Origin of the sequence: Variovorax sp. Varisp41 (assembly GCF_047325085.1) — a bacterium.
Taxonomy (GTDB): domain Bacteria; phylum Pseudomonadota; class Gammaproteobacteria; order Burkholderiales; family Burkholderiaceae_C; genus Variovorax.
Genome location: NZ_CP168541.1, coordinates 496,637 through 520,758 on the forward strand (window position 1 = coordinate 496,637; position 24,122 = coordinate 520,758).

The window sequence follows — 24,122 nt, forward strand, 5'->3', positions numbered from 1 at the left end:
ATGTCCTTCATCGAGATCAGGGAAATTTCGAAGTCCTACGGCGAGCTGCCGGTGCTCAACCGGCTCGCGATGGCGGTCGAGGAGCACCAGGTGGTGAGCCTGATCGGTCCCTCGGGCTCCGGCAAGTCGACGCTGCTGCGCTGCATCAACGGGCTGGAGCCCATCGACGCCGGCGAGATCCGCGTGCACGGCGACCGCATCACCGGGCCGGGCGTCGACGTCAACTCGCTGCGGCGCGACATCGGCATCGTGTTCCAGGGCTACAACCTGTTCCCGCACATGACCGTGCTGCAGAACGTGACGCTGGCGCCGATCCAGGTGCTCAAGCAGTCGAGGGAGGAGGCCGAGGACCGCGCGATGGTGCTGCTCAAGCGCTTCAGCCTCGCGCACAAGGCCAGGGAGTATCCCGACCGCATGTCGGGCGGCCAGCAGCAGCGCGTGGCGATCGTGCGTGCGCTGGCCATGGACCCGATGGTGCTGCTGCTCGACGAGATCACCTCGGCGCTCGATCCCGAGCTGGTGTCGGAGGTGCTCAACATCGTGCGCGACCTCGCCAACGAAGGCATGACCATGCTGCTGGCCACGCACGAGATGGGCTTCGCGCGCGAGGTCTCGTCCAAGGTCTGCTTCCTGTGCGACGGCGTCGTCTGCGAGGAAGGGCCGCCCGAGCAGATCTTCGGCGACCCGCGGCAGGACCGGACCCGTTCGTTCCTGCGCAGCATCAAAGAGGCGAAGCGCATCTAGATGAGCGACCGAAGCGCCCGCCGGCCGCGCCGCGACGCTCCGGACGAGGAGGGCGGCCGTGGCATGCTCGAGGGAATGACGACGACCCTGCACGAGCGAATCAAGGCCCATGTGACGCAGGGCATCCTCGACGGCACCTGGCAGCCGGGCCAGCGGCTGCCATCCGAGTTGGAGCTGGTCACGCAGTTCGGCGTCTCGCGCATGACCGTCAACAAGGCGCTGCGCGAGCTCGCGAACGCGGGCCGGATCGTGCGCGTGGCGGGGGTCGGCACCTTCGTGGCGGAGAAGAAGCCGCAGTCCACGCTGCTGCAGATCGCCAACATTGCGAGCGAGATCCGGGCCCGCGGCCACGAGCACCGGTGGCGCGGCCTGTCGCGCGAGCGCGTGGCGGCCGCGCCCGACATCGCGGCCTGGCTCAACATGCTGCCGGGGCAGTCGATCTTCCGGCTGCAGAGCGTGCACCTCGAGAACGGGGTGCCCGTGCAGCTCGAGGACCGCTACGTCAACCCGAAGATGGCGCCGGCCTTCCTCGACCAGGATTTCTCGGACATCACGCCGGGCGAATACCTGCTCTCGCTGGTGCAGGCCGATCTGGTGGAGCACGTGGTCGATGCCGTCATGCCGACGGCGGAACAGGCGCGCATCCTCGAAATGAAGCCCACCGAGCCCTGCCTGCAACTGACGCGGCGCACCTGGCTGCGCGAGGTGCCCGTGACCTGGGTGCGCTGCCTGAACCCGGCCTCGCGCTACAGCCTGGGCAGCCGGTTCCGGCCCTCGCCCTGAACCCCGCCGAGCCGGGACACACGATGCGACTCGACGAACAGGTGCAGGCGTGGCTCACGCGCACGCCCGGGCTGATCGAGACCCTGTTCGACCGGCTGCCCGACGTGCTGTTCTACGTCAAGGACCAGCAGGGCCGCTACCTCTGGGCCAACCAGACGCTGATCGACCGCGCCGGCCTGCAGGACGGCGAGAGCGTGGTGGGCAAGACCGCGGACCAGCTGTTCCCGGCCAGCGGCCTCAGCACGGTGGCGCAGGACCTCGAGGTCATCGACAGCGGCCGGCCGATGCGCGAGCTGCTGCGCATGTACCAGACCTGGCGCGGCGACCGCTACTGGTGCCTGAGCTCCAAGTTCCCGCTGCTCGATGCCGACGGCCGCATCGTCGGCCTGGCCGGGCTGTCGCGCGACCTGCCGCGCCCCAACGAGCGCCATCACAGCTACCGGCGGCTGCGGCGCTTCCTGGATTTCATCGACGCGGGCCTCGACGGACCGGTGCTGATCGCCGAGGCGGCCGCCCATGCCTCGGTGTCGATGGACACGCTGGCGCGCCTGGTGCTCGAGGTCTTCCACGTGACGCCCAAGCAGTTGCTGATGAAGAAGCGCATCGACAAGGCCTGCCAGCTGCTCGAGGAGACGCCGGCCTCGATCACGGAGGTGTCGGCCGCCTGCGGCTATGCCGACCACAGCGCCTTCTCGCGCCAGTTCAAGGTGGCGACGAACATGACGCCGGCGCAGTACCGCGCCTCGCGCCGCGACTATGCAGAAAACCGCAACCCGGTGCGCCGTGCGTTCTAGCTGCGCCTGAGCCCGGCGCTCAGAATTCGCGGCATGAACTGCCTGATCGTTTATGCCCACCCCGAACCCGCATCGTTCAACGGCGCACTGAAGGACGTCGCTGTCCGAGAGCTCGAGCGCATGGGCCATTCGGTGGTCGTCAGCGATCTCTACCGCATGGGCTGGAGCCCGGCGCTGGGCCCGGCCGATTTCGAGGGCGGGCGCGCGAACGCCGACTATCTCGATCTCTCGCGAGAGCAGGAACATGCCTTCGCGGCCGGCACGCAGCACCCCGCGGTGGCGGCCGAGCAGGCGAAGCTGGCGGCGGCCGACTTCGTGCTGCTGCAGTTCCCGCTGTGGTGGTTCTCGATGCCCGCCATCCTCAAGGGCTGGGTCGACCGCGTGCTGAGCCGCGGCTTCGCCTACTCGGCGGGGCGCAAGTACGAGACCGGGCATTTCAGGGGCAAGCGCGCGATGCTCAGCATCACGACCGGCACGGCCTCCACGCTCTACGAGCCGAACGGCATCGACGGCGATCTCCATCACGTGCTCTGGCCGATCCACAACGGCATCCTGGCCTATACGGGCTTCACGGTGCTGCCGCCCTTCGCCGCCTGGATGCCCGCGCGGCTGTCGCCGCAGGAGCGCCAGGCCTGCCTCGATGCCCATGCCGAGCGCCTGCGCGGCATCGAGCGCATCGAGCCGCTGTTCTTCCATCCCTGGAGCGACTACGACGAATCGCAGCGGCTCAAGCCGGGCGTGGTGGCGCGCTCGGGCGTGCAGTGGAATCCGCGCGCCGGCCAGAGTTTCGAGGACTCGGCGTCGGCCAATGCCTGAGCGTACTGTGCAGGAAACCCGCATGTCCTCCGCCCAATCACCGCGCGTCGTCATCGTCGGCGGCGCCATCATCGGCAGCTTCTGCGCCTGGTCGCTGCGCCAGGCCGGCTTCGCGGGACCGATCACCGTGGTCGAGAAGGATGCCTCGTACCAGTTCTCGTCGACGGCGCTGTCCGCGGCCTCGATACGCACCCAGTTCGGCACGGCCGCGAACATCCGGATGAGCCTCTACGGCGCCCGGATGTTCCGCGACATCAAGGCCGTGTTCGGCGACGAGGCAGACATCGGCTACCGCGAGCGCGGCTACCTGATCCTCGGCGGCCACGACCAGGTCACGCAGCGGCTGGAAGCCGTGCGGATGCAGCGCAGCCATGGCGCCGACATCCGGGTGCTCGATCCCGGCGAGCTGGCCGCGCGCTATCCGGGCGTGGACTTCGGCGACGTGGGCATCGGAACGCTGGGCGTGCAGCACGAAGGCTGGTTCGATGCCTGGAGCCTGCTGTCGGAGGTGCGCCGCGCGGCGCGTCGGCTGGGCGTGGACTACGTGGAGGCGACGGCCAGCGGCTTTCGCACCCACGGCGCGCGCGTGACCGGCGTCGAGCTGTCGAACGGCGAAGTGCTGGCCTGCGACTTCTGCGTGCTGGCCGCGGGCGCGCTGTCGGGCCGCCTGGCCGCCTTGCTGGACATCGCGCTGCCCGTGGTGCCGAAGAAGCGCACCGTGTTCTCGTTCAAGACGCCGTTCAAGGCGAGCGAGCTTCCGATGCTGTTCGATTCGAGCGGCATCTGGGTCCGGCCCGAAGGGGAGGGCTTCATCGGCGGCATCCAGCCCCCGGCCGAGATCGACGGGGACGCCGATGGCGACTTCGAGCCGCACCACGACCTGATGGAGTCGCTGTTCTGGCCCCTGCTCGCCAAGCGCATCCCGGCCATGGAAGAACTGCGGCTGCAGCGCGCCTGGGCCGGCCACTACGAGGTCAACACGCTCGACCACAACGGCGTGGTCGGTCCGCATGACGAGCTCGGCAACCTGATCTTCGCGACCGGCTTCTCGGGCCATGGCGTGATGCACGCGCCGGCGGTCGGCCGCGGCGTGGCCGAGCTGATCACGACGGGCGCGTTCCGCAGCATCGACATGAGTCCCCTGGGCTGGGCGCGCATCCGCAGCGCCACGCCCTTGTTCGAATCCATCGTTTACTGAAAAGGAGATCGCCATGAGACTGGCAGGCAAGGTGGCAGTGGTGACGGGCGCCGCGCGCGGCATCGGGCGCGCGACGGCGGAACGGCTTCTGGCCGAGGGCGCGAAGGTGGTCGTGTCGGACATCGACGCCCAGACCCTTGAGAAGACGGCCGCCGAGATCGGCCCGGCCGCCAACGTCTTCGCGGTGCGCGCCGACGTGTCGAAGAAGAGCGAGGTGGTCGGCCTGGTCGAGGCGGCGGTCCGGCATTTCGGCACCCTCGACATCATGGTGAACAACGCCGGCATCGCGCCGGTGGTGGAGTTCCTCGACGTGACCGAGGAGATGCTCGACCGCGTGCTCGACGTCAATCTCAAGGGCGCCTTCTACGGCACCCAGGCAGCGGGGCGCGAGATGGTCGCGCGCGGCAAGGGCGGGGTGATCATCAACATGTCCTCGATCAACTCGGGACTGGCCAATCCCAACGTCGCGCCCTACGCGATCTCCAAGGGCGGCATGAACCAGGTGACCTCGACCGCGGCGGTGGCCTTCGCGCCGCACGGCATCCGCGTGGTCGGCGTCGGGCCCGGGACCATCATGACCGACATGGTGGCCGGGGCCTTCGTGCAGAGCGCGGGCAACCATGCCATCCTCTCGCGCACGCCGCTGGGCCGCTATGGCCAGCCCTCCGAGATCGCCTCGGTGGTCGCCTTCCTGGCCAGCGACGATGCCTCCTACATCACCGGCGAGACCATGTACGTGGACGGTGGCCGGCGCGTGCTGAACTACGTGGTCCCGGTCAAGGGCTGAGCGATGACGCATCCCTTCGCCAAGCTGCACCACCTCTGCATCGTGGTGCACGACATCGACCGGACGCAGGCCTATTACGAGGCTATCGGCATCGGCCCCTGGACCGAATACCCGCCGCTGGCCGAATACGAGGAGCTCGAGGCGCCCAGCAAGCCCGGCTTCCTCGCGCTCAAGTACCGCGTGTGCAACCTGCCGACCGTGCAGCTCCAGCTGTGCCAGCCCGGCGCCGAGCCGACGCCGCAGCGGCTGCACCTGGACAGCAAGGGCGAGGGCGTGTTCCACGTCGGCTTCGAGGTGCCGGACGCCGATGCCGCGCAGGCGCAGGCCACCGCGCTGGGCCTGCCAGTGCTGATGCGCGGGCGCCGCGCGAACCGCACGGGCTTCACCTACTACGACATCGCCGAGGGCGCGGGCGTCACGCTGCTCACGCGGGCGACCCACCATCCGGGCAAATAGCAGCGAGGAGCGGGCCATGCGGATCGATCTGAATTCCGACCTGGGCGAGGGCTATGGCCCGTGGACGATGGGCGACGACGCGCGGATCCTCGACTGCGTGACCAGTGCCAACATCGCCTGCGGCGGCCATGCGGGCGATGCGGAAACCATGTACCGCACCCTGCGGCTCGCGGCGGAGCGCGGCGTGAATGTCGGCGCCCATCCGGGCTACAACGACCGCGAGGGCTTCGGACGGCGCGTGATACCGATGCAGCCCGCCGAGATCGGCCGCATGGTCGCGGCGCAGGTCGGCGCTCTGGTGGCGATGGCCCGGCTCGCGGGCACCGAGGTGCGCTACGTCAAGCCGCATGGCGCGCTCGGCAATCTCGCGGCCGCGGACATGGGCGTGGCCCAGGCCATCGTCGCCGCGCTCGAGAAGATCGACCCCGCGCTCGCGATCCTCGCCATCTCGGACACCTGCCTCGAGCGGGCCGCGCGCGCGCAGGGGCTGCGCGCCTTCTCGGAGATCTTCGCCGACCGTGCCTACCAGCCCAATGGCCAGCTGGTGCCGCGCGGCCAGCCGGGCGCGGTCCTGCACGATGCCGAGGCGGCCGCGGACCGGCTGATCGGCTTCGTGCGAACCGGGAAGATGCCGGTGCAGGGCGCCGACCCCATCGCCTTGAAGGCCGACTCGGTCTGCGTCCATGGCGACAACGCCGAATCGGTCGAGATGGCACGGCACATCCGCCAGCGGCTGACGGCCGAAGGGATCGTGCTGGCCCCGTTCCTCGGATAGCCGCGGGTATGTCGACGCCGGAATGGCCGCGCTATGTGCCGGTCGCGGACCACTCGCTGCTGGTGTCCTTCGCCGATGCGATCGCCGACCCGGCCAGCGCCGCGGTGCTCGCGCTCGACCGGGCCCTGGCCCATGCGCCGCCCGAGGGCCTGCTCGAATGCATCCCGGCCTTCGTCAGCCTGTTGATCGTCTTCGATCCCCTGGTCACCGATCACGCGCGGATCCGGGAGGCGGCCGAGACGCTGCAGCGCGATCCGCCGGCCGGCCCGCCGGCGGGAGAAGCGCGCGAGGTCGAGGTCTGCTACGACGACGACCTCGCGCCCGACCTCGAAGCGGTGGCACGGGCTTGTGGCCTGGGCATCGACGCGGTGATCGACCTCCACCTGCAGGGCGACTACCGGGTGCGCATGTACGGCTTCGCGCCGGGCTATGCCTACATGTCGGGCGTGCCGCCGCGGATCCAGGTGCCGCGCAAGCCCTCGGCCCTGCGCGACATCGCCGCGGGCAGCGTGCTGATCGCGGGGCCGCAGTGCCTCGTCACCACGCTGCGGATGCCCACGGGCTGGTCGATCGTCGGCCGCTCGCCCACGCGCATCCTGACGCGCGACGACGGCGCGCCCTTTCTCTTCGGTGTGGGCGACCGCGTGCGCTTCAAGCGCATCGGCCGCGCGCAATACGAAGCCAGGCTGGAGAACGAAAGCCATGGCTGAAGCCAGGCTGCGCGTGCGCGCCTGCGGCCCGCTGGTCACGTACCAGGACGGCGGCCGACCGGGCATGCTGCGCTTCGGCGTGCCCGCCTCGGGCCCGATGGACCGGCTCGCGCATGCCGCGGCCCATGTTGCGCTCGGCAACCCGCCGGATGCCACCGCGATCGAGATTTCGCTGGGTGGGCTGGAGCTGCTGTGCGAAGCGGGCGAGGTGAGCTGCGGCATCGCCGGCGGCGAGTTCCAGGTCCGCCATTCGGGCGCGGCGACGGGTTCGTGGTGCGTGCGAACGCTGCGCGCGGGCGACACGCTGTCGATTCGTCCGGGCCGCTGGGGCAGCTGGGCCTACCTGGCTTTCAGCGGCGAGCCGGTGTGCGAGCGCTGGGCCGGGCACAGCGCCACGCATTCGGCATCGGGTCTCGGCGGCGGCAGCCTGGTGCCGGGCGCCGAGATCGTGTTGCGCAATACGCAGGTCGTGCAGGAACGCGAGGGAGACCGCACCGCGCCCGCGCTGGCCAGTCCGCGCCCGCTCGTGCGCGTCGTGCTCGGGCCGCAGACCGACAGCTTCGAGACCGCCTCCGTCGCCGCTTTCCTCGACGCGGGCTTCTCGGTCACGCCCGCCCGCGACCGCATGGGCATGCGCCTCGCGGGACCGGCACTGGCCTTGAACAATGCCTTGTCCATTCCTTCCGAACCGATCGTGCGCGGCTCGATCCAGGTCGGTGGCGATGGCGTGGCCTCGGTGCTGCTGGCCGACCACCAGACCACCGGCGGCTATCCGAAGATCGCCACCGTCCTGTCCTGCGACCTCGATGGCCTGTCGCAACTCCGACCGGGCGACGGGCTGCGCTTCCAGGCCGTGGACCCGGCGGAGGCGATCCGGCTCGTGCGCCTGGAAGCGCCGCCGAGAAGCCGGTTCCTGCAGGCGATGGCCCAACCGCCGGGCAGCCTGCCGGACCGCCTGATGGCCGAGAACCTGATCAGCGGCGTCGTGCTGGCATAGCGCGCCTCAGGCGCCGAGCCATCGCCCCTCGGGCCAGGCACCGGCATCGATCGCGCGCCGCGCTTCCTGCGTGAGCACGTCGACCGCGCAGCGCACATGGCGCGCGATCGGCCGGTTGACGGGCAGGGCCAGCACGATGGTCCGGCGGATGCCCGGATCGGCCAGCGGCGCGCCCCTGAGCTTCTGCGCGCGCAGGTCCTCCGCGACCGCGATCGGCGGCAGGATGGTCAGGCCATGGCCGCCGAGCACCAGGCTTCTCTGCACGCTCAGCGCATTGGTCTCGGCCGACAGGTCGAGCGTCACCTGGGCCACGGCGCAGGCATGCTCGACCAGCGTGCGGATGCCATGCGGCGCGCTCGGCAGCACCAGCTTGCGGCCCGCGAGTTCGGCCAGCGCCACCGGCCGGTCGGGCCGCAGCTTGCTGCTCTTCGGGCCGATGACCCACAGCGCCTCCTCGATCAGCGGCGTGGTCTGGATGTTGGGCGAGCGCTCCGCGCCATAGAGCAGCGCGGCATCGACCTCGCCCGATTCGAGCCAGCGCAGCAGCGTGCCCGCGTAGCCCATCGCGATGCGCACGCGGATGCCCGGGTAGTCGGCCGCCAGCGTCGCCACCAGCGGGCTCGAGAGGATGTCGATGGTGCTCGGAAGCAGCCCCAAGGTGACCAGCCCGCCGATGCTGTTGTCGACGGTGCCGATCTCGGCCCGGGCCCGGTCCAGCTCGAGCAGCGCGCGGCGCGCATAGCCGACGAGCGCCAGCCCCGCATCGGTCAGCACCATGCCGTGGCGCTCGCGTTCGAACAGGGGCGCGCCGATGTCCTCCTCGAGCAGACGGATCTGCCGCGACACCGCGGGCTGCACGAGGTGCAGCACCTCGGCCGCGCGCGTGACGTTGCCGGTCTCGGCCACCGTGAGAAAGGCGCGCAGTTGCTTCAGGTCCATGTGGTCGCCTCCATGCGCAAACGTGATCGTGGAATCTCGAATTTCTATTTCACATTCCCAGGCATCAAATTCTATGATTTCTGGCACTTTCACCAACCAACCCCGATTCATGAACCAGACCACCCAGGCCGCCCCCGACTGGCAGCAGGCCGCCTTCCGCGTGCTCAAGGCGGGCGGCGTGAGGCAGATCGCCTACGTGCCCGACGCCGGCCATTCGCACGTGATCCGCAGCGCCATCGCCGACCCCGACATTGAGGACGTCGTGCTGACCACCGAGGAGGAGGGCGTGGCGCTGGTGAGCGGCGCCTGGCTCGGCGGCCAGCGCGCCGTGCTGCTGATGCAGAGCAGCGGCGTGGGCAACTGCGTGAACATGTTCTCGCTGCTGCGGGCCGCGGACTTCCCGTTCTTCACGCTCGTGACCATGCGCGGCGAATACGCCGAGTTCAATCCCTGGCAGGGTCCGATGGGCAAGGCCACGCAGGCCGCGCTCGAGCTCATGGGCATCCATGTGCTGCGCGCCTCGAAGCCCGAGGAGGTCGAGGAGATCGTCAGCGCGGGCTTCGATGCCGCCTTCGAGGCCGGCGAGAAGGTCGCCGTGCTGCTGGGACAGGAACTGATCGGCCGCAAGAAGTGGGAGCGCAAGTGATGAACACGAAGACCCCGGCGCAGCGCGCCGACCGCCGCGAATTCGTGGCCAAGGTGATCGCCGCCATTCCCGATGCCCTGATCGTCACGGGCCTGGGCTCGGCCTCCTACGACGTGTTCGCCAGCGGCGACCGCGAGCGCAACTACTACCTGTGGGGCGCCATGGGCGGCGCCGCCTCGCTGGGGCTGGGCCTGGCGCTCGCGCAGCGCGACAAGTCGGTGGTCGTCATCACCGGCGACGGCGAGCAGCTGATGGGCATCGGCAGCCTCGGCACCATCGGCGTCAAGCAGCCGAAGAACCTCAGCATCGTGATGCTGGACAACGGCCATTTCGGCGAGACCGGCATGCAGCGCAGCCACTCGAGCCTGGGCGCCGATCTGGTGGCGGTGGCCAGGGGCTTCGGCATCGCCGATGCGTTCTCCGTGAGCAGCATCGATGCGTGCGAGGACCTGGCCGAGCGCATCAACGCCCGGCGGAAAACCACCTTCGCGCAGGTGTTCATCGATGCCAACGAGCCACCGCGCGCGCTGCCGCCGCGCGACGGCTCGTACATCAAGAACCGCTTCCGCGCCGCGCTGGGCTTCACCCCTTTCTGACGGGCAAGCCCATGCAACGCTATTCATTGCACATCGGCGGCGACGCCTGCGAGCCGCATGGCGGCACCTGGTTCGAGACCCAGAACCCCTTCACCGGCGAGAGCTGGGCGCAGATCCCGCGCGGCGACGCGCAGGACGTCGACCGGGCCGTGCGCGCCGCGCACCAGGCGCTGACCAGCGGGCCCTGGTCGGAACTGACCGCGACGCAGCGCGGCGCGCTGATGCGCAGGCTCGGCGACCTGATCGCGCGCGACGCGGCCCGGCTGGCCGCCACCGAGGTCCGCGACAACGGCAAGCTGCTCGCGGAGATGCGCGGCCAGCTCGACTACATCCCGCAGTGGTTCTATTACTACGGCGGGCTGGCCGACAAGGTGCAGGGCAGCACGCTGCCGCTCGACAAGAAGGGCTACTTCGCCTTCACGCGCCACGAGCCCGTGGGCGTGGTGGCGGCCATCACGCCGTGGAACTCGCCGTTGCTGCTGCTGGCCTGGAAGCTGGCGCCGGCGCTGGCGGCGGGTTGCACCGTGGTGGCCAAGCCCTCCGAGTTCACCTCGGCCTCGACGCTCGAGTTCGCGCAGCTGTTCGAGGAGGCCGGCTTTCCTCCGGGCGTGTTCAACGTGGTGACGGGCTTCGGTGCCGAGGTGGGCACGCCGCTGGTCGAGCATCCGCTGGTGGCCAAGATCAGCTTCACGGGCTCGGATTCGACCGGCCGCCTGATCAACGAGCGGGCCGGGCGCCTCCTGAAGCACACGGCCATGGAGCTGGGCGGCAAGTCGCCCAACGTGGTGTTCGAGGACGCCGACCTCGAGCAGGCCGCGTTCGGCGCGATCTCGGGCATCTTCGCCGCCACCGGCCAGACCTGCATCGCCGGCTCGCGCCTGCTGGTGCAGGACAGCGTCCACGACGCCTTCGTCGAGCGCCTGCTGGCGGTGGCGCGCACCGCGCGCATGGGCGACCCGATGAGCGCCGACACCCAGGTCGGCCCGATCACCACGCCGCCGCAGTACCGCAAGGTGCTCGAGTACATCGACATCGCGCGCGCCGAGGGCGCGACCGCCGTGCTGGGCGGCGCCAAGGGCACGGGCCCGGAGTGCGGCACGGGCTGGTTCGTGCAGCCCACCATCTTCACGGGCGTGCGCAACGACATGCGCATCGCCCAGGAGGAGGTGTTCGGTCCCGTGCTGTCGGTGATCCGCTTCGAGGACGAGGCCGACGCGCTGCGCATCGCCAACGACGTGCGCTTCGGCCTCGCGGCGGCGGTGTGGACGCAGGACATCGGCCGCGCGATGCGCATGTCCGAGAAGCTGCAGGCCGGCACGGTGTGGATCAACACCTACCGCGCCGTGAGCTTCATGGCCCCGTTCGGCGGCTACAAGGACTCGGGCCTGGGCCGCGAGAACGGCATTGACGCGGTCCGCGAGTACCTGCAGACCAAGTCGGTGTGGATCAACGCCGGCGCGGCGACGGGCAATCCCTTCGTGATGCGCTGAGGCCTCAAAGGAACAGGAACGCCGCCGCCGCGACGGCGGTAGGCCCGAGCGCCCCGAGCAGCAGGCCGCCCGCGCCGATGGTCTCGTCGGCGAAGCCGCGCCTGAGCAGCGCCACGCCCGCGGGATTGGGCGCGTTGGCGATCACCGACAGACCGCCGCCGGCCACGGCGCCCGCGACCAGCATGTACTTCGATTCGTCCGAAATGCCGACGATCAGCGAGCCCAGGTAGGTGAGGGCGGCGTTGTCGGTGATCGCGGTGAGGCCCAGCGCGCCGAGGAACAGCGCGACGGGCGCGAGCGCCGAGACGATGGGCTGCAGCCACCACTGCTGCATGCCGCCCAGCACGACCAGGCCCGCGAGGAAGAAGCCCACGAGCAGCGCCTCCTTGATGATCAGCGGGCTCTGGTGGCGCTCGTAGGCCTGGGTGAAGCCGAGGAACATCAGGAACAGGCCGAGGAACACCACGGGATGGTGGGCGGACAGTACCACGCCCGCGAGCAGGCCCAGGTGCACCGCGACCACCGGCAGCGGGACGCGCTCCCGCGCCGCCGCGCCCGCGTCGCCCGCCGCGGCGGGCTGCAGGTGCTTGCGCAACACCCAGGTGGCGACGCTGGCGTTCAGCAGCACCGCGAGCGCGGCCTTCCAGCCGAAGGTGGCGAGCATGAAGGCGCTGTCCCATTGCCAGGTGGTCGCCACCATCAGCACCGGCGGCGCGGCATAGGAGGTCAGCGTGCCGCCGATCGAGACGTTGACGAACAGCACGCCCAGCGCCAGGTACTTCACGGCCTCCGCCACGCGCGGCCGGAAGACCTGCGGCGCGAGCATCAGCGCGGCGATGGTCATGGCGGCCGGCTCGGTGATCAGCGAGCCGAGCAGCGGCACCGCCGCGAGACCGAGCCATGCACGCGCGCCCGGCGTGGGCACGGGCGCGAGGCGCGCGAGGGCATCGACCAGCGACATCGCCGTGCGCAGCACCGGGCGCGAGGCCGCGATCACCATCACCACGAAGACGAACAGCGGCTCGGTGTAGTTGCGCGACTCGGCATAGTCGAGTGCGCTGCCGCCGCCGGCGAGCAGCGCCATCGAGACCACCAGCACGATGGCCCAGAAGCCGAACACGACCTCGACCTCGCCGAGCAGGTGGAACAGGCCGGCGTGGCGTGGATAACGGTGGGAGAGGCGCTCGAACTGCCTGGCGCTGAAGGTGTGGAGCAGGGCGACGGCAAAGATGGCCGCGGCGATCCACTGGATCGGGGTGTGGGACATGGGATTCCTCGACGAGGCGAAACCGCGAGGCGGCCCGACCTGCGCAAATCCTGGAATGCCTGAAACGGCAGCCCACCCGGGAGGAATTTTACCCGATGGGTTCGGGCCGCCGCTCAGATGAACGGCACGCCGCCCGTCACCGGAATCGTCGCCCCCGAGATGTAGCTGCCTTCGTCGGAGGCCAGCAGCACGTAGACGGCCTGCAACTCGCGCGGCTGGCCCGGGCGCTTCATGGGCGTCTGCGTGCCGAACTCCCTGACGTTGCCGGCCGGCAGGGTCGAGGGAATCAGGGGCGTCCAGAAGGGGCCGGGCGCCACGCAGTTCACGCGAATGCCCTTGTCGGCGAGCAGTTGCGCCATGCCGCCCGACAGGTTCTGGATCGCGCCCTTGGTCGCGGCATAGGCCACGAGCGTGGCGTTGGGCTTGTCGGCGTTGACCGAGGCGGTGCTGATGATCGAGCTGCCGGGCTTCATATGGGGCACCGCAGCCTTGCAGAGATAGAAATTCGCGTAGACGTTGGTGCGGAAGGTGCGGTCGAACTCTCCGGCGCTGATCTCCTCGAGCGACTTGTGCGACATCTGGAAGGCGGCGTTGTTCACCAGCACGTCGATGCGCCCGAAGTGTTCGAGCGTGCTGGCCACAAGAGCCTGGCACTGCGCCTCCTCGCGGATGTCGCCGGGTGCGAGCACGCAGCGGCGACCGGCGCCCTCGACCAGGCCGCGGGTGACCTGGGCATCGGATTCTTCCTGGGCCAGGTAGGAGATCACCACGTCCGCGCCTTCGCGGGCGAAGGCCAGCGCGACTGCGCGGCCGATGCCGCTGTCGCCGCCCGTGATAAGGGCCGCCTTGCCGAGGAGCTTGCCGGCGCCAACGTAGGAGTGCTCGCCGAAATCGGGACGGGGCGACATCTCGGATTCGAGGCCCGGTGGTTGCTGCAGAGAGGTGGAGAACGGCGGCTGGGGAGCCGCTTCGCGTGGATCGGTCATGACGGGTCCTCGGTTCGGGGATTCGGTGGCGCGTTCGCCGCTGCGCCGTCGCGGGAGGTGCCACCGATGGGGCCGACCGGCGGCGCGTCCTCGTCCTCGCCGGCATCGCGAGGACCGTTGCGCTCGTCGGGCACCATCCGCACGAGTTCGGCGCATCCGTCCTCGAAGGCGTCGAGCCACAGGTCGTAGGCCATCGGACTGGCGGACAACTCGATCCATTCGCTGGCGTCGCCGCCTTGCTCGTGCAGCACCCAGTGGTAGTTCCCCGCCCCGACTTCCTCGACGAATACGGCGATTCGCCGAAGGCGGCTCATTTCAGTTTCTCGGCCAGGTACTGGCGCACCTCGTCGGCCGAATTGCCGACGGCTTTCACCGCGTCGCGCAGTTGCGTCTCGGTGCAGCCCAGGCTCTCGGTCCATGACCGGACTTCGTGGGGTTCGTGCAGCGCGATGAGCTTGCGATCGAGCGCGGTCTTCTTGGGATCGTCTGCCATGGGACCTCCTGTGGAATGTCTAGGCCTTCTCGCCGTTGCGCCCGGCGTCCGCGGGCCGCCTCGCGCGCTCGGCATCGGGCGCCGGCGCATCGTGCCCGCGCTCGCCCGGGTCGCCCGAGGGCTTGTCGGCCTCGCGGCCCATGCGGCTGCCGTCCAGCGGCGTGTCGATGCCGACCTCGCGGTTCTGCTCGATGTTCACGGGCGACATGGGTTTGCGCGTGGTCATGCTCAGCCCTTCCTGGTCTTGTACTGGTCGCGCAGGTCGCGGATCTGGTCGTGGTTGCGCTGGGCGCCATCGGCCTGCCGCTGCACGACGGCGAGCACTTCGGCGGGCAGGTCGTTCTTCAGCGCCTTGCGGTAGCGCGCAACGGCCGAGTCCTCGCCGCGTTCGCACTCCTCGAGCATCGACAGGGCGCTGTCCGCACCCAGCGTGCCCTTCACATGGACCCAGCCGCGATGCAGCGCGCCGCTGACGCTGCCGCCCTTGTCGGCTTCGCCGCCGAGCGAGCGGATCAGCGTCGCCAGTTCGGCGGCGGCCGCGGCGCACTGGGCCGAGCGGTTCGCGAAGACCTGCTTGATCCGGGCGTCCTCCACCTCGTCGGCGCAAGCGCGAAAGCCGTACTCGCCATCGCGGGAGTTCTCGAGCAGGTCGTTGAGGATCGACAGGACTTCGTCGCTGGTGATGGATGCGGTGGACATGGTGTGGCTCCTGGTTGGGTTGGTCGGCTGATCGAGGGCTCACGGTGACGCGCCGAGCCGGACCGGCTTGTAGGTGCCCGCCGCGCCAACTCGTCGTGGCGCGCCGACGGCGCCAGGAACGGCGCAGGGCGCATGGACGTCGCGGGAAACGGAAACGCGCCTACGCCTGCCGCACGGTGCGAGGCCGAGAACCCGAAGCAGGGGGCAAGGATTCGGCTTCGACCAGGAGATGGCGGACATGCGTTCAAATCAGGCCGAGCGCGCGTGCTCTCCGGATTGCGCCCCCGGCATCATGCGCACGACGAAGTCGATGAACGCCCTGACCTTGGCCGGCACGTGTTCCCGGCCCGGGTAGTAGACGTAGAGCGGAAAGGTCTCGTCGGGCCAGTCCGTCAGCACCGGCACCAGCGTGCCCGCGCGCAGGTGCGTCTCGATGCCGAGGTCGATCACCTGCGCAATGCCGTAGCCCGCGAGGCAGGCGCCGATCTTGGTGCCCGCATCGGTGACCGTCAGGCTGCCGCGCACGGCCACCTTCAGCTTCTCGTCGCCGCGCCAGAACTCCCAGTCGAAGAGCCGGCCGGTGGATGGGTCGATGGCATGGATGCATTCGTGGCCGCCGTCGACCAGGTCCTGCGGCGACCGCGGCCGGCCGCGTTGCTCGAGGTAGGCGGGCGCGGCCACGGTCAGGATCCGCGGGCTGTAGAGCCTGCGGCAGACCAGCGTCGACACCGATGGCGCTCCGAACCGGATGGCGAGGTCGAATCCGTCGCCGACCAGGTCCGGGAGATCGTTGCGCGTCTCCAGCTTCAACTGGAGCGCGGGATGGCGCTTGAGGAATTCGGCCAGTTCCGGTGCCAGCACGAGGCGGGCGAACACCGCATCGCACGCCACGCGCAGCGTTCCGTTGACGACCGAAGTCTGGTCCGACGCGCCGACCGTCGCCTCTTCGATGCCTTGAAGCAGGGGCAGCACCTTCGCCAGCAGCGCATGCCCCGCATCCGTCACCTCGACCTGCCGGCTGGTGCGATGCACGAGCTTCGCGCGCAGCCGGTCTTCCAGCCGCTGGATGGCGCGGCTCACCGCGGGCTGCGTCCGGCCCAGGCGCGATGCGGCGCCGCTGAAGCTCCTGCATTCGGCGACCGCGGCCAGCACCAGCAAGCCGCCGACGAGTCCTCCATCGAGGTCTTCCATGATCCATGTCTTCCTGTAATGGCTGCGATGCCCGATTCGCCGTAGCCGGGCGAGGGAGGAGCTTTCACCATACGAAGCTTCCATCCCTCGCAGAGAGTTAGCAATGACCCAGACCCACGCCGTCGCCGCCCTGATCGACGACTATTTCAACCTCGCCCACGAGCCGAAGAGCCGCGACTTCCACCAGGTCTTTCATCCGTCCTGCCTCGTCCAGTGGCTCCAGGACGGCCAGTTGCAGACCCTGTCGGCGCCGGAGTATGCGGCGCTCATCCATGGCAGGCCGAGCCCCCGCTCGATGGACGCACCTCGCGAGGAGGCGATCCTGTCGATGACGCACATCTCGGACAGCCTTTCGACGGCCACCGTGAAGGTGCGGATCGGCCAGAAGCTGTTCAACGATCACTTCGTGATGCACGAGGTGGAGGGGCGTTGGTCGATCACGAACAAGTCGTCCTTCGTGGCGCGGACCTTCGACTGAAGCGCATGCCGGCCGCCGGCCTCAAGCACGCCGCGCCTCCGACCGATTGGCCCGGCGGATGACCTGCGGCGGCTGCCCATAGGCCCGCAGGAAGGCCCGGCGCATCCGGTCGGGATCGCCGAAGCCGGTGTCGCGCGCCACGGTCTCGATCGGCAGCAGCTGCGACTCGATCATCAGCCGCGCCGTCTCGGTCCGCAGCCGCTCGATGGCCTTGGCCGGCGTCTGTCCGGTCTCCTCCCTGAACACGCGGCCGAACTGGCGCGGGCTGAGGTTTGCGGCCTCGGCGAGCTCCTCGAGCGAGAGCTCGTTCGTCAGATGGCTCTTCGCATAGGTGAGCGCCTTCTGGATGCGGTCGGTGCGCGGGCGCAGCTCGAGCAGCGCGGAATGCTGCGACTGGCCGCCGGTGCGGCGGTGATACACCACCATGCGCTTCGCCACGAGCTTGGCGACATCGGCGCCGCAGTCCTGCTCGACGAGCGCCAGCCCGAGGTCGATGCAGGCGGTCGCGCCGGCCGAGGTCCAGACGCCATCGTCGTGCACGAAGATGCTGTCCTCCTCGAGCAGCACCTCGGGATGGTCGCGCCGCATCTTGACGACGTGCGCCCAGTGGGTGGTCGCGCGCTTGCCGTCGAGCAGCCCGGCCTGCGCGAGATTGAAGGCGCCGGTGCAGGCCGCGCCCAGGCGCCGCGCGCGGCGGGCCGACTTGCGCAGGAAGCCCAGCAGGGCAGGGGAGCCCTCGGTCACGACCGTATCGCCGACCACCAGCACGGTGTCGTAGCGCGCGTTGCCGAACGGCACCGTGCCGACTTCCACGCCGCACGAGGACCTGACGGGCCCGCCGTGCTCGGAGAGCAGGGTGTGGGCATACAGCGGCTCATCAAGCGACATGTTGGCGTACTCGAACACCGAGACGACCGCCAAAGTGAGCAGCTGGAAACCGGGATAGATCGCCACGCCGACACGAATCATTCGAGAGCTCCTTTGATGGCGCAAAAAGACGGAAACCCGACCTTAACGTCATCGCAGTTTATCGCGAAGATGAGCCCCTGTCACCCCGCGAGGGGCCCACTCCAGGAGCACGCAATGACCCATCCGAACCGCGACAAGCCGAAGAACACGGCCGCGCATTTCCGCCAGCTTCACCACGCCGCCACGCCGCTGGTGCTGCCCAACGCCTGGGACGCGGTCTCGGCACGGCTCTTCGAGAGCGCCGGCGCCGCGGCCATCGCCACCACCAGCGCGGGCCTCGCCTGGTCGCTGGGCTGCGCGGATGGCCGGGAACTGCCGGTCGACGAAGCCGTGGGCGCGGTCGCCCGCATCGCGCGGGTGCTCACGGTGCCGCTGTCGGTCGACATCGAGAACGGCTATTCGGACGACCCGAAGGCCGTCGTCGAGTTCGTGCGGCGGCTGCTCGACCTCGGGGTGACCGGCATCAACATCGAGGACGGGCGCGACGCGCCGGAGACCCTGGCGGCCAAGATCGAGGCGATCAAGGCATTCCTGCACCGCACGAACACCGACCTGTTCGTGAACGCGCGCACCGACGTGATCCTTGCCGGGCTCGCGGAGCCCTCGCAGCGGGTGGAGGAAACGATCCGGCGCGCGGGGCTGTATGCGCAAGCCGGCGCCGACGGCCTGTTCGTGCCGGGCCTGCGCGAGCCGACCGAGATCGAGGACGTCGCCCTCGCCACGCGGCTGCCGCTGAACGTGATGGCCTGGGGCGGCCTGCCCGCGGCGGCCGAGCTGTCCAGGTTCGGCGTACGGCGCCTCAGCGCGGGCTCGGCCATACCGCAGTGGATCTGGGGACAGGCCGAGCGCGCCGCCAGGAGCTTCCTCGAGACCGGCCATTCGGATCCGCTCTCGGCCGGCGCGAAGCCGTTCGCGGAGATGCAGCAACTCTTCGCCGCGGCGCGCTGAAGGAAAAGCCATGGACAAGCGATTGCTCGTGCTGGCGCTCGGCATGTTCGCGCTCGGCACCGACACCTTCGTGGTGGCCGGCATCCTGCCGCAACTGGCGCATGCCTTCGACGTCGACATCGCCGTGGCCGGCCAGTTGACGACGCTCTATGCGATCTCCTACGCGCTGCTGGCGCCGACCATTGCCGCCATCGCGGGCAACGTGCCGCGCAAACGGCTGATGCTGGCGGGCCTGGGCATCTTCGTGCTCGCGAACCTCGCCACCGCGCTCGCGCCCACCTTCGCGCTCGCGCTGGCCTCGCGCGTGTTCGCCGGGCTGGGCGCGGCCATGTACTCGCCGACCGCGACCGGGACGGGCGCGAGCATCGTGGAGCCGAACCGCCGCGGCCAGGCGATCGCCGTGATCGTGGCGGGCCTGACGGCGGCCACGGCGCTGGGCTCGCCGATCGGCACGGTGCTCGGCGGGCTCGGCGACTGGCGCTGGACGATGTACTTCGTCGCGGCCGTGGGGCTGGCGGCGGGCCTGGGCATCCTGGTGCTGCTCGAGCGGGTGCCGCTGGCGCCTAGGATCGGCCTCATGGCACGCCTGGCGCCGCTGAAGGATTCGCGCATCGGCTGGACCCTGCTGACCACCTACCTGGGCATGGCGGGCAATTTCCTGGTCTACGTCTACTTCTCGGTGGTGTTCGATCGCGTGCTGGTCAACTCCCTCGTGTTCGGCGCGCTGCTGGTGGTCTGGGGTGCGAGCGGAACGCTCACCAACATCGCGCTGGCGCGCGTGCTGGACCGGACTTCTCCGACGACGGTCATGTTCGCGGTGCTCGTGGCGCAGGCGGTGGACATGGCCTTCCTGCCCTGGACCAGCGCTTCGCTATGGCCCGCCGTGGTGGCGGTCGCCATCTGGGGTGCGACGGGCTGGGGCATCCAGGGGCCGCAACAGTACCGGCTCGTCAACGTCGCGCCGGCCATCGCGCCGGTGCTGCTGGGCCTGAACACCGCGGCGACCTACCTCGGCGTCACGACGGCCGGCATCCTCGGCGCCGTGGGCATCCATCTGCTCGGCGCCCACTGCCTGAGCCTGCTGAGCGTGGGCGTCTTCATGCTGGCGATCTTTAGCTCGCACATGGCCGGGCGCCGGATCGCCGGCCACCGCGCGCAGGCGGCTTCGGGCGCCGCGCTGCCGGCGCGCTCATGAGGACGAGCGCGTCACGGGGGCGGCCGGCCGCTGCTTGTTCCGGGCCGACCTCGATGCCTCGCTGCGCGCCAGCCAGAGGCCGCTCGCGACGATCAGCGCGCCGCCGCCCAGCGTCCAGGCGTCGGGCACGGCCTGCCAGAACAGCCAGTCGAGCAGCAGGGCCCAGGCCAGGGCGCTGTACTCGAAGGGCGCGATGGCGGCGGCCTGGCCGTGGCGGAACGCCTCGGCGATGGCCAGCTGCCCCAGGAAGCCGCTGAGGGCCAGGCCCGCGAGCATCCATGCGTGCTCGGCGCGGATCGGCACCCATTGCGGCGCCGCCAGCAGGCTGCCGCCCACGGCCATGCCGACGGTGGTCCAGAACACCAGCGCGGCACTCGGTTCGGTGCGGCTGATGAGCCGGCCCAGCATGTTCGACAGCGCATAGCAGACCGCGGCCACCAGGATCGCGATCGCGCCCATCGAGAGGAAGGCGCCCTGCTCGGGCCGCAGCGCGATCACCACGCCCGCAAAGCCCAGCCCGATGGCGACCCAGTGCCGCGCGTGGATCGACTCGCCCAGCATCGGCACGGCGATCAGCACCATCAGCAGCGGCGCGATGAAGGTGAGGGTGTAGGCCTCGGCCAGGCCCAGGGTCTTGAGGCCATGGACGAAGAGCATGAGCATCGCCATGTTCAGCACGGCGCGCAGCAGGTGCAGGCGCCAGCGCAGCCGGCGGTTGAAGACGCCGGCGGCCTCGCGGCGCCAGGCGACGTAGAGGCACACCAGCGGCAGGGCCGTCAGGCCGCGCAGCGCCATCACCTGCGCGGGCGGATAGTGGCCGGCCAGGGTCTTGAGCAGCGCGTCCATGCAGGCAAAGAAGGCGCAGGCCAGCAGCATCGCGGCGATGCCGCGCAGGGTTCCGGTCGATTGCATGGGTGGGTTGTCTCGCTCCTGCCGCATTCTGCCTGCCGGGGCAGGGCGCGCGGATCAAGGGCCCACCTTGAACCGCTCGGCGATGTAGGTGGCCGGCGGTTTGCCGAAGGCCTTCTTGAACATCGTGATGAAGGCGGACGGCGACTCGTACCCCAGGCCATAGGCCACCTGCTGCACGGTCGCGCCACCCGACAGTTCGCGCAGCGCCACGATCATGTGCAGCTGGCGCCGCCAGCGGCCGAAGCTCAGGCCGGTCTGCGCCGTGCACAGCCGGGTCAGGGTGCGCTCGCTGGTGCCGGTCTCGGCGGCCCAGTCCTGCAGGGTCCGGCGATCCGAAGGGTCGAGCGAGATGGCGCGCGAGATCCTGCGCAACCGCGCATCCTGCGGCATCGGCAGCGAGAAGTCCTCGTTCGGCATCGCGCCGAGCTGGTCGAGCACCACATGCGCGAACCGGTCCGTGGCGCTGCCGGGCTCGTAGGTCGGCGCCAGGCCGGCCAGGTGCTGGATCATCTCGCTCAGCATGGTGCTGATGGCCAGGGTGCAGCACCTGGTCGGCAATGCGCCCGCGCCCGGCGCGACGAACAGGTAGAAGATCAGCGCGTTCGCCGTGCCGTGGTTGCTGTGCGGCGTGCCGCCCGGAATCCATACGCCCGCCTGCGGCGGCACCATCCACAGCGCGCCCGGCACCTCGCACGACACGGCACCGCGCAGCGCGATGACGAGCTGCCCCATCTGGTGCTGATGGACCGGGATCTCGCGCGCACGCGCCTCGACGTCCACGCGAAGCGCCATGACGGGCACGGTGAGCGGGTAGTCCAGGCCTTCGGGGACGACCTCGAGGCGTTGCATGGTCTCCATGAGGGTTGCTGCGAGCCGGCCATTCTCGCCCGCCGGCCGCGGGCTCCGCACGGAAGGGACGCCGCCCGCGCCATGGCCGAAAAGAGAAATCGTTCGGCCGGGATTGCAATTTCCGACACGCACGGCGCTGCCTAGCATCGACGCATGCAACGGATCCGCTTCTCTCGCCAGGAGATGCTCTTCTCCCTCAAGAGCTTCGCAGGCGCCATGCTCGCGCTCTACCTGGCCTGCCGCGCCGGCCTGCCGCGGCCCTTCTGGGCCTTCATGACCGCGTACATCGTGGCGCATCCGCTCGCGGGCCAGGTGCGCTCCAAGGCGCTCCATCGCTTCGTGGGGACCGTGCTCGGCTGCGCGGCCACCGTGGTGCTGGTCCCCGCGCTGTCGGCCGCGCCCGAGCTGCTGACCCTGGCGCTCGCGCTGTGGACCGGGCTGTGCCTCTACCTCTCGCTGCTGGACCGCAGCGCGCGCTCCTATGTCTTCCTGCTCGCGGGCTACTCGGCCACGCTCATCGGCTTCCCGCTGGTGGAAGCGCCCGCGGCCATGTTCGACACGGCCGTGGCGCGGGTGCAGGAGATCGGACTCGGCATCCTGTGCGCCAGCCTGGTCCACGGTCTCGTGCTGCCGGCCAGCCTGGCGCCGTCGCTGCTGGCCCTGATGGACCGCGCGCTCGGCGACGCGCGCCGCTGGATGAACGACCTGCTCGGCGACGGGCACGCTGACGGCATGCGCATGGCCGCGGACCGCCAGCGGCTCGCGCTGGACATCACGCAGCTGCGCCTGCTGTCGACCCATGTGCCCTTCGACACCGGCAACCTGCGCTGGACCGCGGGCGCCATTCGCGCCATGCAGGACCGCCTCTCGGCGCTCGCGCCCACGCTGTCGGCGATCGAGGACCGGCTCGAGGCGTTGAAGGCCGCCGAGGGCGAGGTGCCGGAAGACATCGTCTCGGCGCTCGAGCGGCACGCGGGCTCGATGGCGCCGCCGGGAGCGGGGCAGCCGGCCGCGTCCATGGACGAAGCACGCGCCGCGTTCCAGGCCCTGGCGGATGGGCCGGCGGCGTCGCCCTGGATCCGCGCGCTGCGCATCGACCTCGCCGTACGGCTCGAGGAACTGGTGTTCGAGTGGCGGGCCTGCGTCGGGCTGCGCGCCGACATCGACGCCGGCCTCGCCGGCGGCGCGATGCCGCCGCGGCGCAGCGCGGCACTCGGCCAGAAGGTGCTGCATCGGGACCGGGGCCTGGCACTGCGCTCGGCGGCGACGGCCGTGCTGGCCACCTGCGCATGCTGCGCGGCCTGGATCGCCACGGCATGGCCCTCGGGGTCGGCCGCGGCGATGTCGGCGGCCGTCTTCAGCAGCTTCTTCGCGACGATGGACGATCCGGTGCCCGCCATGCACAAGTTCGTCGTCGCCTTGCTGTGGTCCTTGCCGGTGTCGGTGTTCTGCGTGCTGGTGGTGATGCCGCTGGCGCGCGACTTCGGCATGCTGGCGCTGTGCATCGCGCCGTTCTTCCTGCTGGTCGGCTGCTACATCGCGCGGCCCGCCAGTTCGCTCGCGGCACTGGGCCTGTTCTTCGGCGTGGCCGGCACGCTCGCCTTGCAGGACACCGCCAGCGCGGACCTGCCGAGCCTGCTCAACTCGAACCTCGCGCTGATCCTGGGCGGGGTGGCCGCGGCGCGTGTCACCGCATTGGTGCGCAGCGTGGGCAGCGACTGGAGCGCCCGGCGCCTACGGCGCGCGACCTCGCTCGACCTGGCCGAGCTCGCGGCTCGCCCGCGGGGCGCATCCGCGCGCGACGCCTATGCGGGCCGGATGCTGGACCGTATCGCGCTGCTCGCACCGCGCACGGCACCGGGCGCGGGCGAGGAAGCCCGGGCCCACGCGCGGCTGGCGCTGCGCGAGCTGCGCACGGGTGCCGACATCGCGACCCTGCAACAGTGGCGCCGCTGCCTCCCCGCCGGAGCCCTCGGCCGCCTGCTCGCGGACTCGGCCCGGGTCTTTCGCGCCCGGGCCGCGGGAGCGCCACGGCGCGATGAACCGCTGCTGCCGCAGATCGACCGCCTGCTGCTCGACGCGCTGCACGGTGGTGCCGCGCCGCCCGCCATCGCGGCCCTCGTGGGCCTTCGACGCAACCTCTTTCCGGCGGCCGACGGCACGCTCCACCCATGATCGAAACGAGTTTCCACGGCGTGTACCTGCCGGGCCTGATGCTGCTGGCCGGCGGCGCGCTGGCGTGTTCCTGGGCGCTGCGCCGCCTGCTGGCGCTGGCCGGCGTCTACCGCTGGGTGTGGCACCCGGCCCTGTTCGACCTGGCGGTGTACGTGCTGCTGCTTCATGCCCTGGCCCGTTTCACCGGCGCCTTCGCCACCTGATTTCCGCGCTTCGCATTCCATTGCCT

Annotated in this window: 29 protein-coding genes; 18 read left to right on the forward strand and 11 right to left on the reverse strand. The window is 70.3% G+C overall.

Annotated elements, in window-relative coordinates:
* The 10 genes from ACEN9J_RS33410 to ACEN9J_RS33455 all read left to right on the forward strand — a co-directional run bounded on the left by ACEN9J_RS33410 (position 1) and on the right by ACEN9J_RS33455 (position 8,060).
* Positions 1-744 carry an amino acid ABC transporter ATP-binding protein gene (locus ACEN9J_RS33410; protein WP_413765417.1) on the forward strand — a complete coding sequence of 248 codons (744 nt, stop codon included), beginning with the start codon at positions 1-3 and terminating at the stop codon, positions 742-744.
* A 63-nt stretch (positions 745-807) separates the two neighbouring features.
* A complete protein-coding gene (gene hutC, locus ACEN9J_RS33415) occupies positions 808-1,527 on the forward strand; it encodes a histidine utilization repressor (RefSeq protein WP_057593077.1) in 720 nt (239 codons plus the stop codon).
* Positions 1,528-1,550: 23 nt separating this feature from the next.
* On the forward strand, positions 1,551-2,321 hold the full coding sequence (locus ACEN9J_RS33420; protein WP_261213131.1) for an AraC family transcriptional regulator: 771 nt from the start codon (positions 1,551-1,553) through the stop codon (positions 2,319-2,321).
* A gap of 33 nt (positions 2,322-2,354) precedes the next feature.
* A complete protein-coding gene (locus tag ACEN9J_RS33425; protein WP_413765418.1) occupies positions 2,355-3,137 on the forward strand; it encodes an NAD(P)H-dependent oxidoreductase in 783 nt (260 codons plus the stop codon).
* Positions 3,138-3,159: 22 nt separating this feature from the next.
* Positions 3,160-4,335, forward strand: coding sequence for an NAD(P)/FAD-dependent oxidoreductase (locus tag ACEN9J_RS33430; RefSeq protein ID WP_413765419.1), 1,176 nt, complete (start codon positions 3,160-3,162; stop codon positions 4,333-4,335).
* 13 nt (positions 4,336-4,348) lie between these two features.
* Positions 4,349-5,122, forward strand: coding sequence for an SDR family NAD(P)-dependent oxidoreductase (locus tag ACEN9J_RS33435; RefSeq protein ID WP_203207251.1), 774 nt, complete (start codon positions 4,349-4,351; stop codon positions 5,120-5,122).
* Between the two features lie 3 nt (positions 5,123-5,125).
* Positions 5,126-5,578, forward strand: a complete 453-nt coding sequence (locus tag ACEN9J_RS33440) for a VOC family protein (protein WP_413765420.1) — start codon at positions 5,126-5,128, stop codon at positions 5,576-5,578.
* A 16-nt stretch (positions 5,579-5,594) separates the two neighbouring features.
* The gene (locus ACEN9J_RS33445) at positions 5,595-6,353 is read left to right on the forward strand and encodes a LamB/YcsF family protein (RefSeq protein WP_413765421.1); all 759 of its coding nucleotides are present in this window, start codon (positions 5,595-5,597) and stop codon (positions 6,351-6,353) included.
* Between the two features lie 8 nt (positions 6,354-6,361).
* Complete coding sequence (locus ACEN9J_RS33450; protein ID WP_413765422.1) at positions 6,362-7,063, forward strand: 5-oxoprolinase subunit B family protein; 702 nt, start codon at positions 6,362-6,364, stop codon at positions 7,061-7,063.
* Positions 7,056-8,060, forward strand: a complete 1,005-nt coding sequence (locus tag ACEN9J_RS33455) for a biotin-dependent carboxyltransferase family protein (protein WP_413765423.1) — start codon at positions 7,056-7,058, stop codon at positions 8,058-8,060. The genes ACEN9J_RS33450 and ACEN9J_RS33455 overlap by 8 nt, the downstream gene beginning before the upstream one ends.
* Positions 8,061-8,066: 6 nt before the next feature.
* Here ACEN9J_RS33455 and ACEN9J_RS33460 read toward each other — a convergent pair whose 3' ends face one another.
* Positions 8,067-8,999 (reverse strand): LysR family transcriptional regulator, encoded by a 933-nt coding sequence (locus ACEN9J_RS33460; protein WP_413765424.1) that lies wholly within the window; start codon positions 8,997-8,999, stop codon positions 8,067-8,069.
* Between the two features lie 109 nt (positions 9,000-9,108).
* On the opposite strand from ACEN9J_RS33460, the gene ACEN9J_RS33465 reads away from it, so the two are divergent.
* From ACEN9J_RS33465 to ACEN9J_RS33475, 3 genes are read left to right on the forward strand one after another with little or no spacing between them, the layout of a single operon-like run.
* On the forward strand, positions 9,109-9,645 hold the full coding sequence (locus tag ACEN9J_RS33465; RefSeq protein WP_413765425.1) for a phosphonopyruvate decarboxylase: 537 nt from the start codon (positions 9,109-9,111) through the stop codon (positions 9,643-9,645).
* Positions 9,645-10,241 (forward strand): thiamine pyrophosphate-dependent enzyme, encoded by a 597-nt coding sequence (locus ACEN9J_RS33470; protein WP_413765426.1) that lies wholly within the window; start codon positions 9,645-9,647, stop codon positions 10,239-10,241. Before ACEN9J_RS33465 ends, ACEN9J_RS33470 begins: the two co-directional genes overlap by 1 nt.
* A gap of 11 nt (positions 10,242-10,252) precedes the next feature.
* Entirely contained in the window at positions 10,253-11,731 is a 1,479-nt protein-coding gene (locus tag ACEN9J_RS33475; RefSeq protein WP_413765427.1) for an aldehyde dehydrogenase, read from the forward strand.
* A gap of 4 nt (positions 11,732-11,735) precedes the next feature.
* Here ACEN9J_RS33475 and ACEN9J_RS33480 read toward each other — a convergent pair whose 3' ends face one another.
* The 7 genes from ACEN9J_RS33480 to ACEN9J_RS33510 form a co-directional block, all read right to left on the reverse strand.
* Entirely contained in the window at positions 11,736-12,998 is a 1,263-nt protein-coding gene (locus ACEN9J_RS33480) for a putative Na+/H+ antiporter (RefSeq protein ID WP_413765428.1), read from the reverse strand.
* Positions 12,999-13,111: 113 nt separating this feature from the next.
* Complete coding sequence (locus ACEN9J_RS33485; RefSeq protein ID WP_413765429.1) at positions 13,112-13,984, reverse strand: SDR family oxidoreductase; 873 nt, start codon at positions 13,982-13,984, stop codon at positions 13,112-13,114.
* Complete coding sequence (locus tag ACEN9J_RS33490) at positions 13,981-14,298, reverse strand: hypothetical protein (RefSeq protein WP_413765430.1); 318 nt, start codon at positions 14,296-14,298, stop codon at positions 13,981-13,983. Before ACEN9J_RS33490 ends, ACEN9J_RS33485 begins: the two co-directional genes overlap by 4 nt.
* Positions 14,295-14,477, reverse strand: coding sequence for a DUF3606 domain-containing protein (locus tag ACEN9J_RS33495; protein ID WP_296723326.1), 183 nt, complete (start codon positions 14,475-14,477; stop codon positions 14,295-14,297). Before ACEN9J_RS33495 ends, ACEN9J_RS33490 begins: the two co-directional genes overlap by 4 nt.
* 19 nt (positions 14,478-14,496) lie before the next feature.
* A complete protein-coding gene (locus tag ACEN9J_RS33500) occupies positions 14,497-14,703 on the reverse strand; it encodes a hypothetical protein (RefSeq protein ID WP_413765431.1) in 207 nt (68 codons plus the stop codon).
* Between the two features lie 2 nt (positions 14,704-14,705).
* On the reverse strand, positions 14,706-15,176 hold the full coding sequence (locus tag ACEN9J_RS33505; protein WP_413765432.1) for a PA2169 family four-helix-bundle protein: 471 nt from the start codon (positions 15,174-15,176) through the stop codon (positions 14,706-14,708).
* A gap of 249 nt (positions 15,177-15,425) precedes the next feature.
* Positions 15,426-16,367, reverse strand: coding sequence for a LysR family transcriptional regulator (locus ACEN9J_RS33510; protein ID WP_413765433.1), 942 nt, complete (start codon positions 16,365-16,367; stop codon positions 15,426-15,428).
* 103 nt (positions 16,368-16,470) lie between these two features.
* Between ACEN9J_RS33510 and ACEN9J_RS33515 the strand changes: the two genes are divergently transcribed.
* Positions 16,471-16,845 carry a nuclear transport factor 2 family protein gene (locus tag ACEN9J_RS33515; protein ID WP_057593005.1) on the forward strand — a complete coding sequence of 125 codons (375 nt, stop codon included), beginning with the start codon at positions 16,471-16,473 and terminating at the stop codon, positions 16,843-16,845.
* Between the two features lie 21 nt (positions 16,846-16,866).
* Here ACEN9J_RS33515 and ACEN9J_RS33520 read toward each other — a convergent pair whose 3' ends face one another.
* Positions 16,867-17,814, reverse strand: a complete 948-nt coding sequence (locus ACEN9J_RS33520) for a GlxA family transcriptional regulator (RefSeq protein WP_057593004.1) — start codon at positions 17,812-17,814, stop codon at positions 16,867-16,869.
* Positions 17,815-17,928: 114 nt separating this feature from the next.
* On the opposite strand from ACEN9J_RS33520, the gene ACEN9J_RS33525 reads away from it, so the two are divergent.
* Together ACEN9J_RS33525 and ACEN9J_RS33530 are read left to right on the forward strand one after the other, a co-directional pair.
* A complete protein-coding gene (locus tag ACEN9J_RS33525) occupies positions 17,929-18,762 on the forward strand; it encodes an isocitrate lyase/PEP mutase family protein (RefSeq protein WP_413765434.1) in 834 nt (277 codons plus the stop codon).
* Between the two features lie 10 nt (positions 18,763-18,772).
* Positions 18,773-19,957, forward strand: coding sequence for an MFS transporter (locus ACEN9J_RS33530; RefSeq protein ID WP_413765435.1), 1,185 nt, complete (start codon positions 18,773-18,775; stop codon positions 19,955-19,957).
* Here the strand turns inward: ACEN9J_RS33530 and ACEN9J_RS33535 are convergent.
* Both ACEN9J_RS33535 and ACEN9J_RS33540 read right to left on the reverse strand, forming a co-directional pair.
* A complete protein-coding gene (locus tag ACEN9J_RS33535) occupies positions 19,952-20,869 on the reverse strand; it encodes a DMT family transporter (RefSeq protein WP_296723371.1) in 918 nt (305 codons plus the stop codon). The genes ACEN9J_RS33530 and ACEN9J_RS33535 overlap by 6 nt on opposite strands.
* 54 nt (positions 20,870-20,923) lie before the next feature.
* Positions 20,924-21,718: an AraC family transcriptional regulator gene (locus ACEN9J_RS33540; RefSeq protein WP_057594647.1), complete on the reverse strand. Its 795-nt coding sequence runs from the start codon at positions 21,716-21,718 to the stop codon at positions 20,924-20,926.
* 153 nt (positions 21,719-21,871) lie between these two features.
* Here ACEN9J_RS33540 and ACEN9J_RS33545 point away from each other — a divergent pair, with 153 nt between their 5' ends.
* Together ACEN9J_RS33545 and ACEN9J_RS33550 are read left to right on the forward strand one after the other, a co-directional pair.
* The gene (locus ACEN9J_RS33545) at positions 21,872-23,893 is read left to right on the forward strand and encodes an FUSC family protein (protein ID WP_413765436.1); all 2,022 of its coding nucleotides are present in this window, start codon (positions 21,872-21,874) and stop codon (positions 23,891-23,893) included.
* Positions 23,890-24,096, forward strand: coding sequence for a DUF1656 domain-containing protein (locus ACEN9J_RS33550; protein ID WP_057594640.1), 207 nt, complete (start codon positions 23,890-23,892; stop codon positions 24,094-24,096). Before ACEN9J_RS33545 ends, ACEN9J_RS33550 begins: the two co-directional genes overlap by 4 nt.
* Positions 24,097-24,122 lie beyond the last annotated feature (26 nt).

Coding starts and splice junctions, on each gene's coding strand:
- ACEN9J_RS33540 (WP_057594647.1), bottom strand. CDS start 21,718: ATGCAACGCCTCGAGGTCGTCCCCGAAGGCCTGGACTACCCGCTCACC.
- ACEN9J_RS33485 (WP_413765429.1), bottom strand. CDS start 13,984: ATGACCGATCCACGCGAAGCGGCTCCCCAGCCGCCGTTCTCCACCTCT.
- ACEN9J_RS33550 (WP_057594640.1), top strand. CDS start 23,890: ATGATCGAAACGAGTTTCCACGGCGTGTACCTGCCGGGCCTGATGCTG.
- ACEN9J_RS33445 (WP_413765421.1), top strand. CDS start 5,595: ATGCGGATCGATCTGAATTCCGACCTGGGCGAGGGCTATGGCCCGTGG.
- ACEN9J_RS33475 (WP_413765427.1), top strand. CDS start 10,253: ATGCAACGCTATTCATTGCACATCGGCGGCGACGCCTGCGAGCCGCAT.
- ACEN9J_RS33430 (WP_413765419.1), top strand. CDS start 3,160: ATGTCCTCCGCCCAATCACCGCGCGTCGTCATCGTCGGCGGCGCCATC.
- ACEN9J_RS33525 (WP_413765434.1), top strand. CDS start 17,929: ATGACCCATCCGAACCGCGACAAGCCGAAGAACACGGCCGCGCATTTC.
- ACEN9J_RS33465 (WP_413765425.1), top strand. CDS start 9,109: ATGAACCAGACCACCCAGGCCGCCCCCGACTGGCAGCAGGCCGCCTTC.
- ACEN9J_RS33440 (WP_413765420.1), top strand. CDS start 5,126: ATGACGCATCCCTTCGCCAAGCTGCACCACCTCTGCATCGTGGTGCAC.
- ACEN9J_RS33535 (WP_296723371.1), bottom strand. CDS start 20,869: ATGCAATCGACCGGAACCCTGCGCGGCATCGCCGCGATGCTGCTGGCC.
- ACEN9J_RS33455 (WP_413765423.1), top strand. CDS start 7,056: ATGGCTGAAGCCAGGCTGCGCGTGCGCGCCTGCGGCCCGCTGGTCACG.
- ACEN9J_RS33515 (WP_057593005.1), top strand. CDS start 16,471: ATGACCCAGACCCACGCCGTCGCCGCCCTGATCGACGACTATTTCAAC.
- ACEN9J_RS33480 (WP_413765428.1), bottom strand. CDS start 12,998: ATGTCCCACACCCCGATCCAGTGGATCGCCGCGGCCATCTTTGCCGTC.
- ACEN9J_RS33490 (WP_413765430.1), bottom strand. CDS start 14,298: ATGAGCCGCCTTCGGCGAATCGCCGTATTCGTCGAGGAAGTCGGGGCG.
- ACEN9J_RS33510 (WP_413765433.1), bottom strand. CDS start 16,367: ATGGAAGACCTCGATGGAGGACTCGTCGGCGGCTTGCTGGTGCTGGCC.
- ACEN9J_RS33420 (WP_261213131.1), top strand. CDS start 1,551: ATGCGACTCGACGAACAGGTGCAGGCGTGGCTCACGCGCACGCCCGGG.
- ACEN9J_RS33520 (WP_057593004.1), bottom strand. CDS start 17,814: ATGATTCGTGTCGGCGTGGCGATCTATCCCGGTTTCCAGCTGCTCACT.
- ACEN9J_RS33530 (WP_413765435.1), top strand. CDS start 18,773: ATGGACAAGCGATTGCTCGTGCTGGCGCTCGGCATGTTCGCGCTCGGC.
- ACEN9J_RS33505 (WP_413765432.1), bottom strand. CDS start 15,176: ATGTCCACCGCATCCATCACCAGCGACGAAGTCCTGTCGATCCTCAAC.
- ACEN9J_RS33435 (WP_203207251.1), top strand. CDS start 4,349: ATGAGACTGGCAGGCAAGGTGGCAGTGGTGACGGGCGCCGCGCGCGGC.
- ACEN9J_RS33545 (WP_413765436.1), top strand. CDS start 21,872: ATGCAACGGATCCGCTTCTCTCGCCAGGAGATGCTCTTCTCCCTCAAG.
- ACEN9J_RS33470 (WP_413765426.1), top strand. CDS start 9,645: ATGAACACGAAGACCCCGGCGCAGCGCGCCGACCGCCGCGAATTCGTG.
- ACEN9J_RS33460 (WP_413765424.1), bottom strand. CDS start 8,999: ATGGACCTGAAGCAACTGCGCGCCTTTCTCACGGTGGCCGAGACCGGC.
- ACEN9J_RS33410 (WP_413765417.1), top strand. CDS start 1: ATGTCCTTCATCGAGATCAGGGAAATTTCGAAGTCCTACGGCGAGCTG.
- hutC (WP_057593077.1), top strand. CDS start 808: ATGCTCGAGGGAATGACGACGACCCTGCACGAGCGAATCAAGGCCCAT.
- ACEN9J_RS33425 (WP_413765418.1), top strand. CDS start 2,355: ATGAACTGCCTGATCGTTTATGCCCACCCCGAACCCGCATCGTTCAAC.
- ACEN9J_RS33495 (WP_296723326.1), bottom strand. CDS start 14,477: ATGGCAGACGATCCCAAGAAGACCGCGCTCGATCGCAAGCTCATCGCG.
- ACEN9J_RS33500 (WP_413765431.1), bottom strand. CDS start 14,703: ATGACCACGCGCAAACCCATGTCGCCCGTGAACATCGAGCAGAACCGC.
- ACEN9J_RS33450 (WP_413765422.1), top strand. CDS start 6,362: ATGTCGACGCCGGAATGGCCGCGCTATGTGCCGGTCGCGGACCACTCG.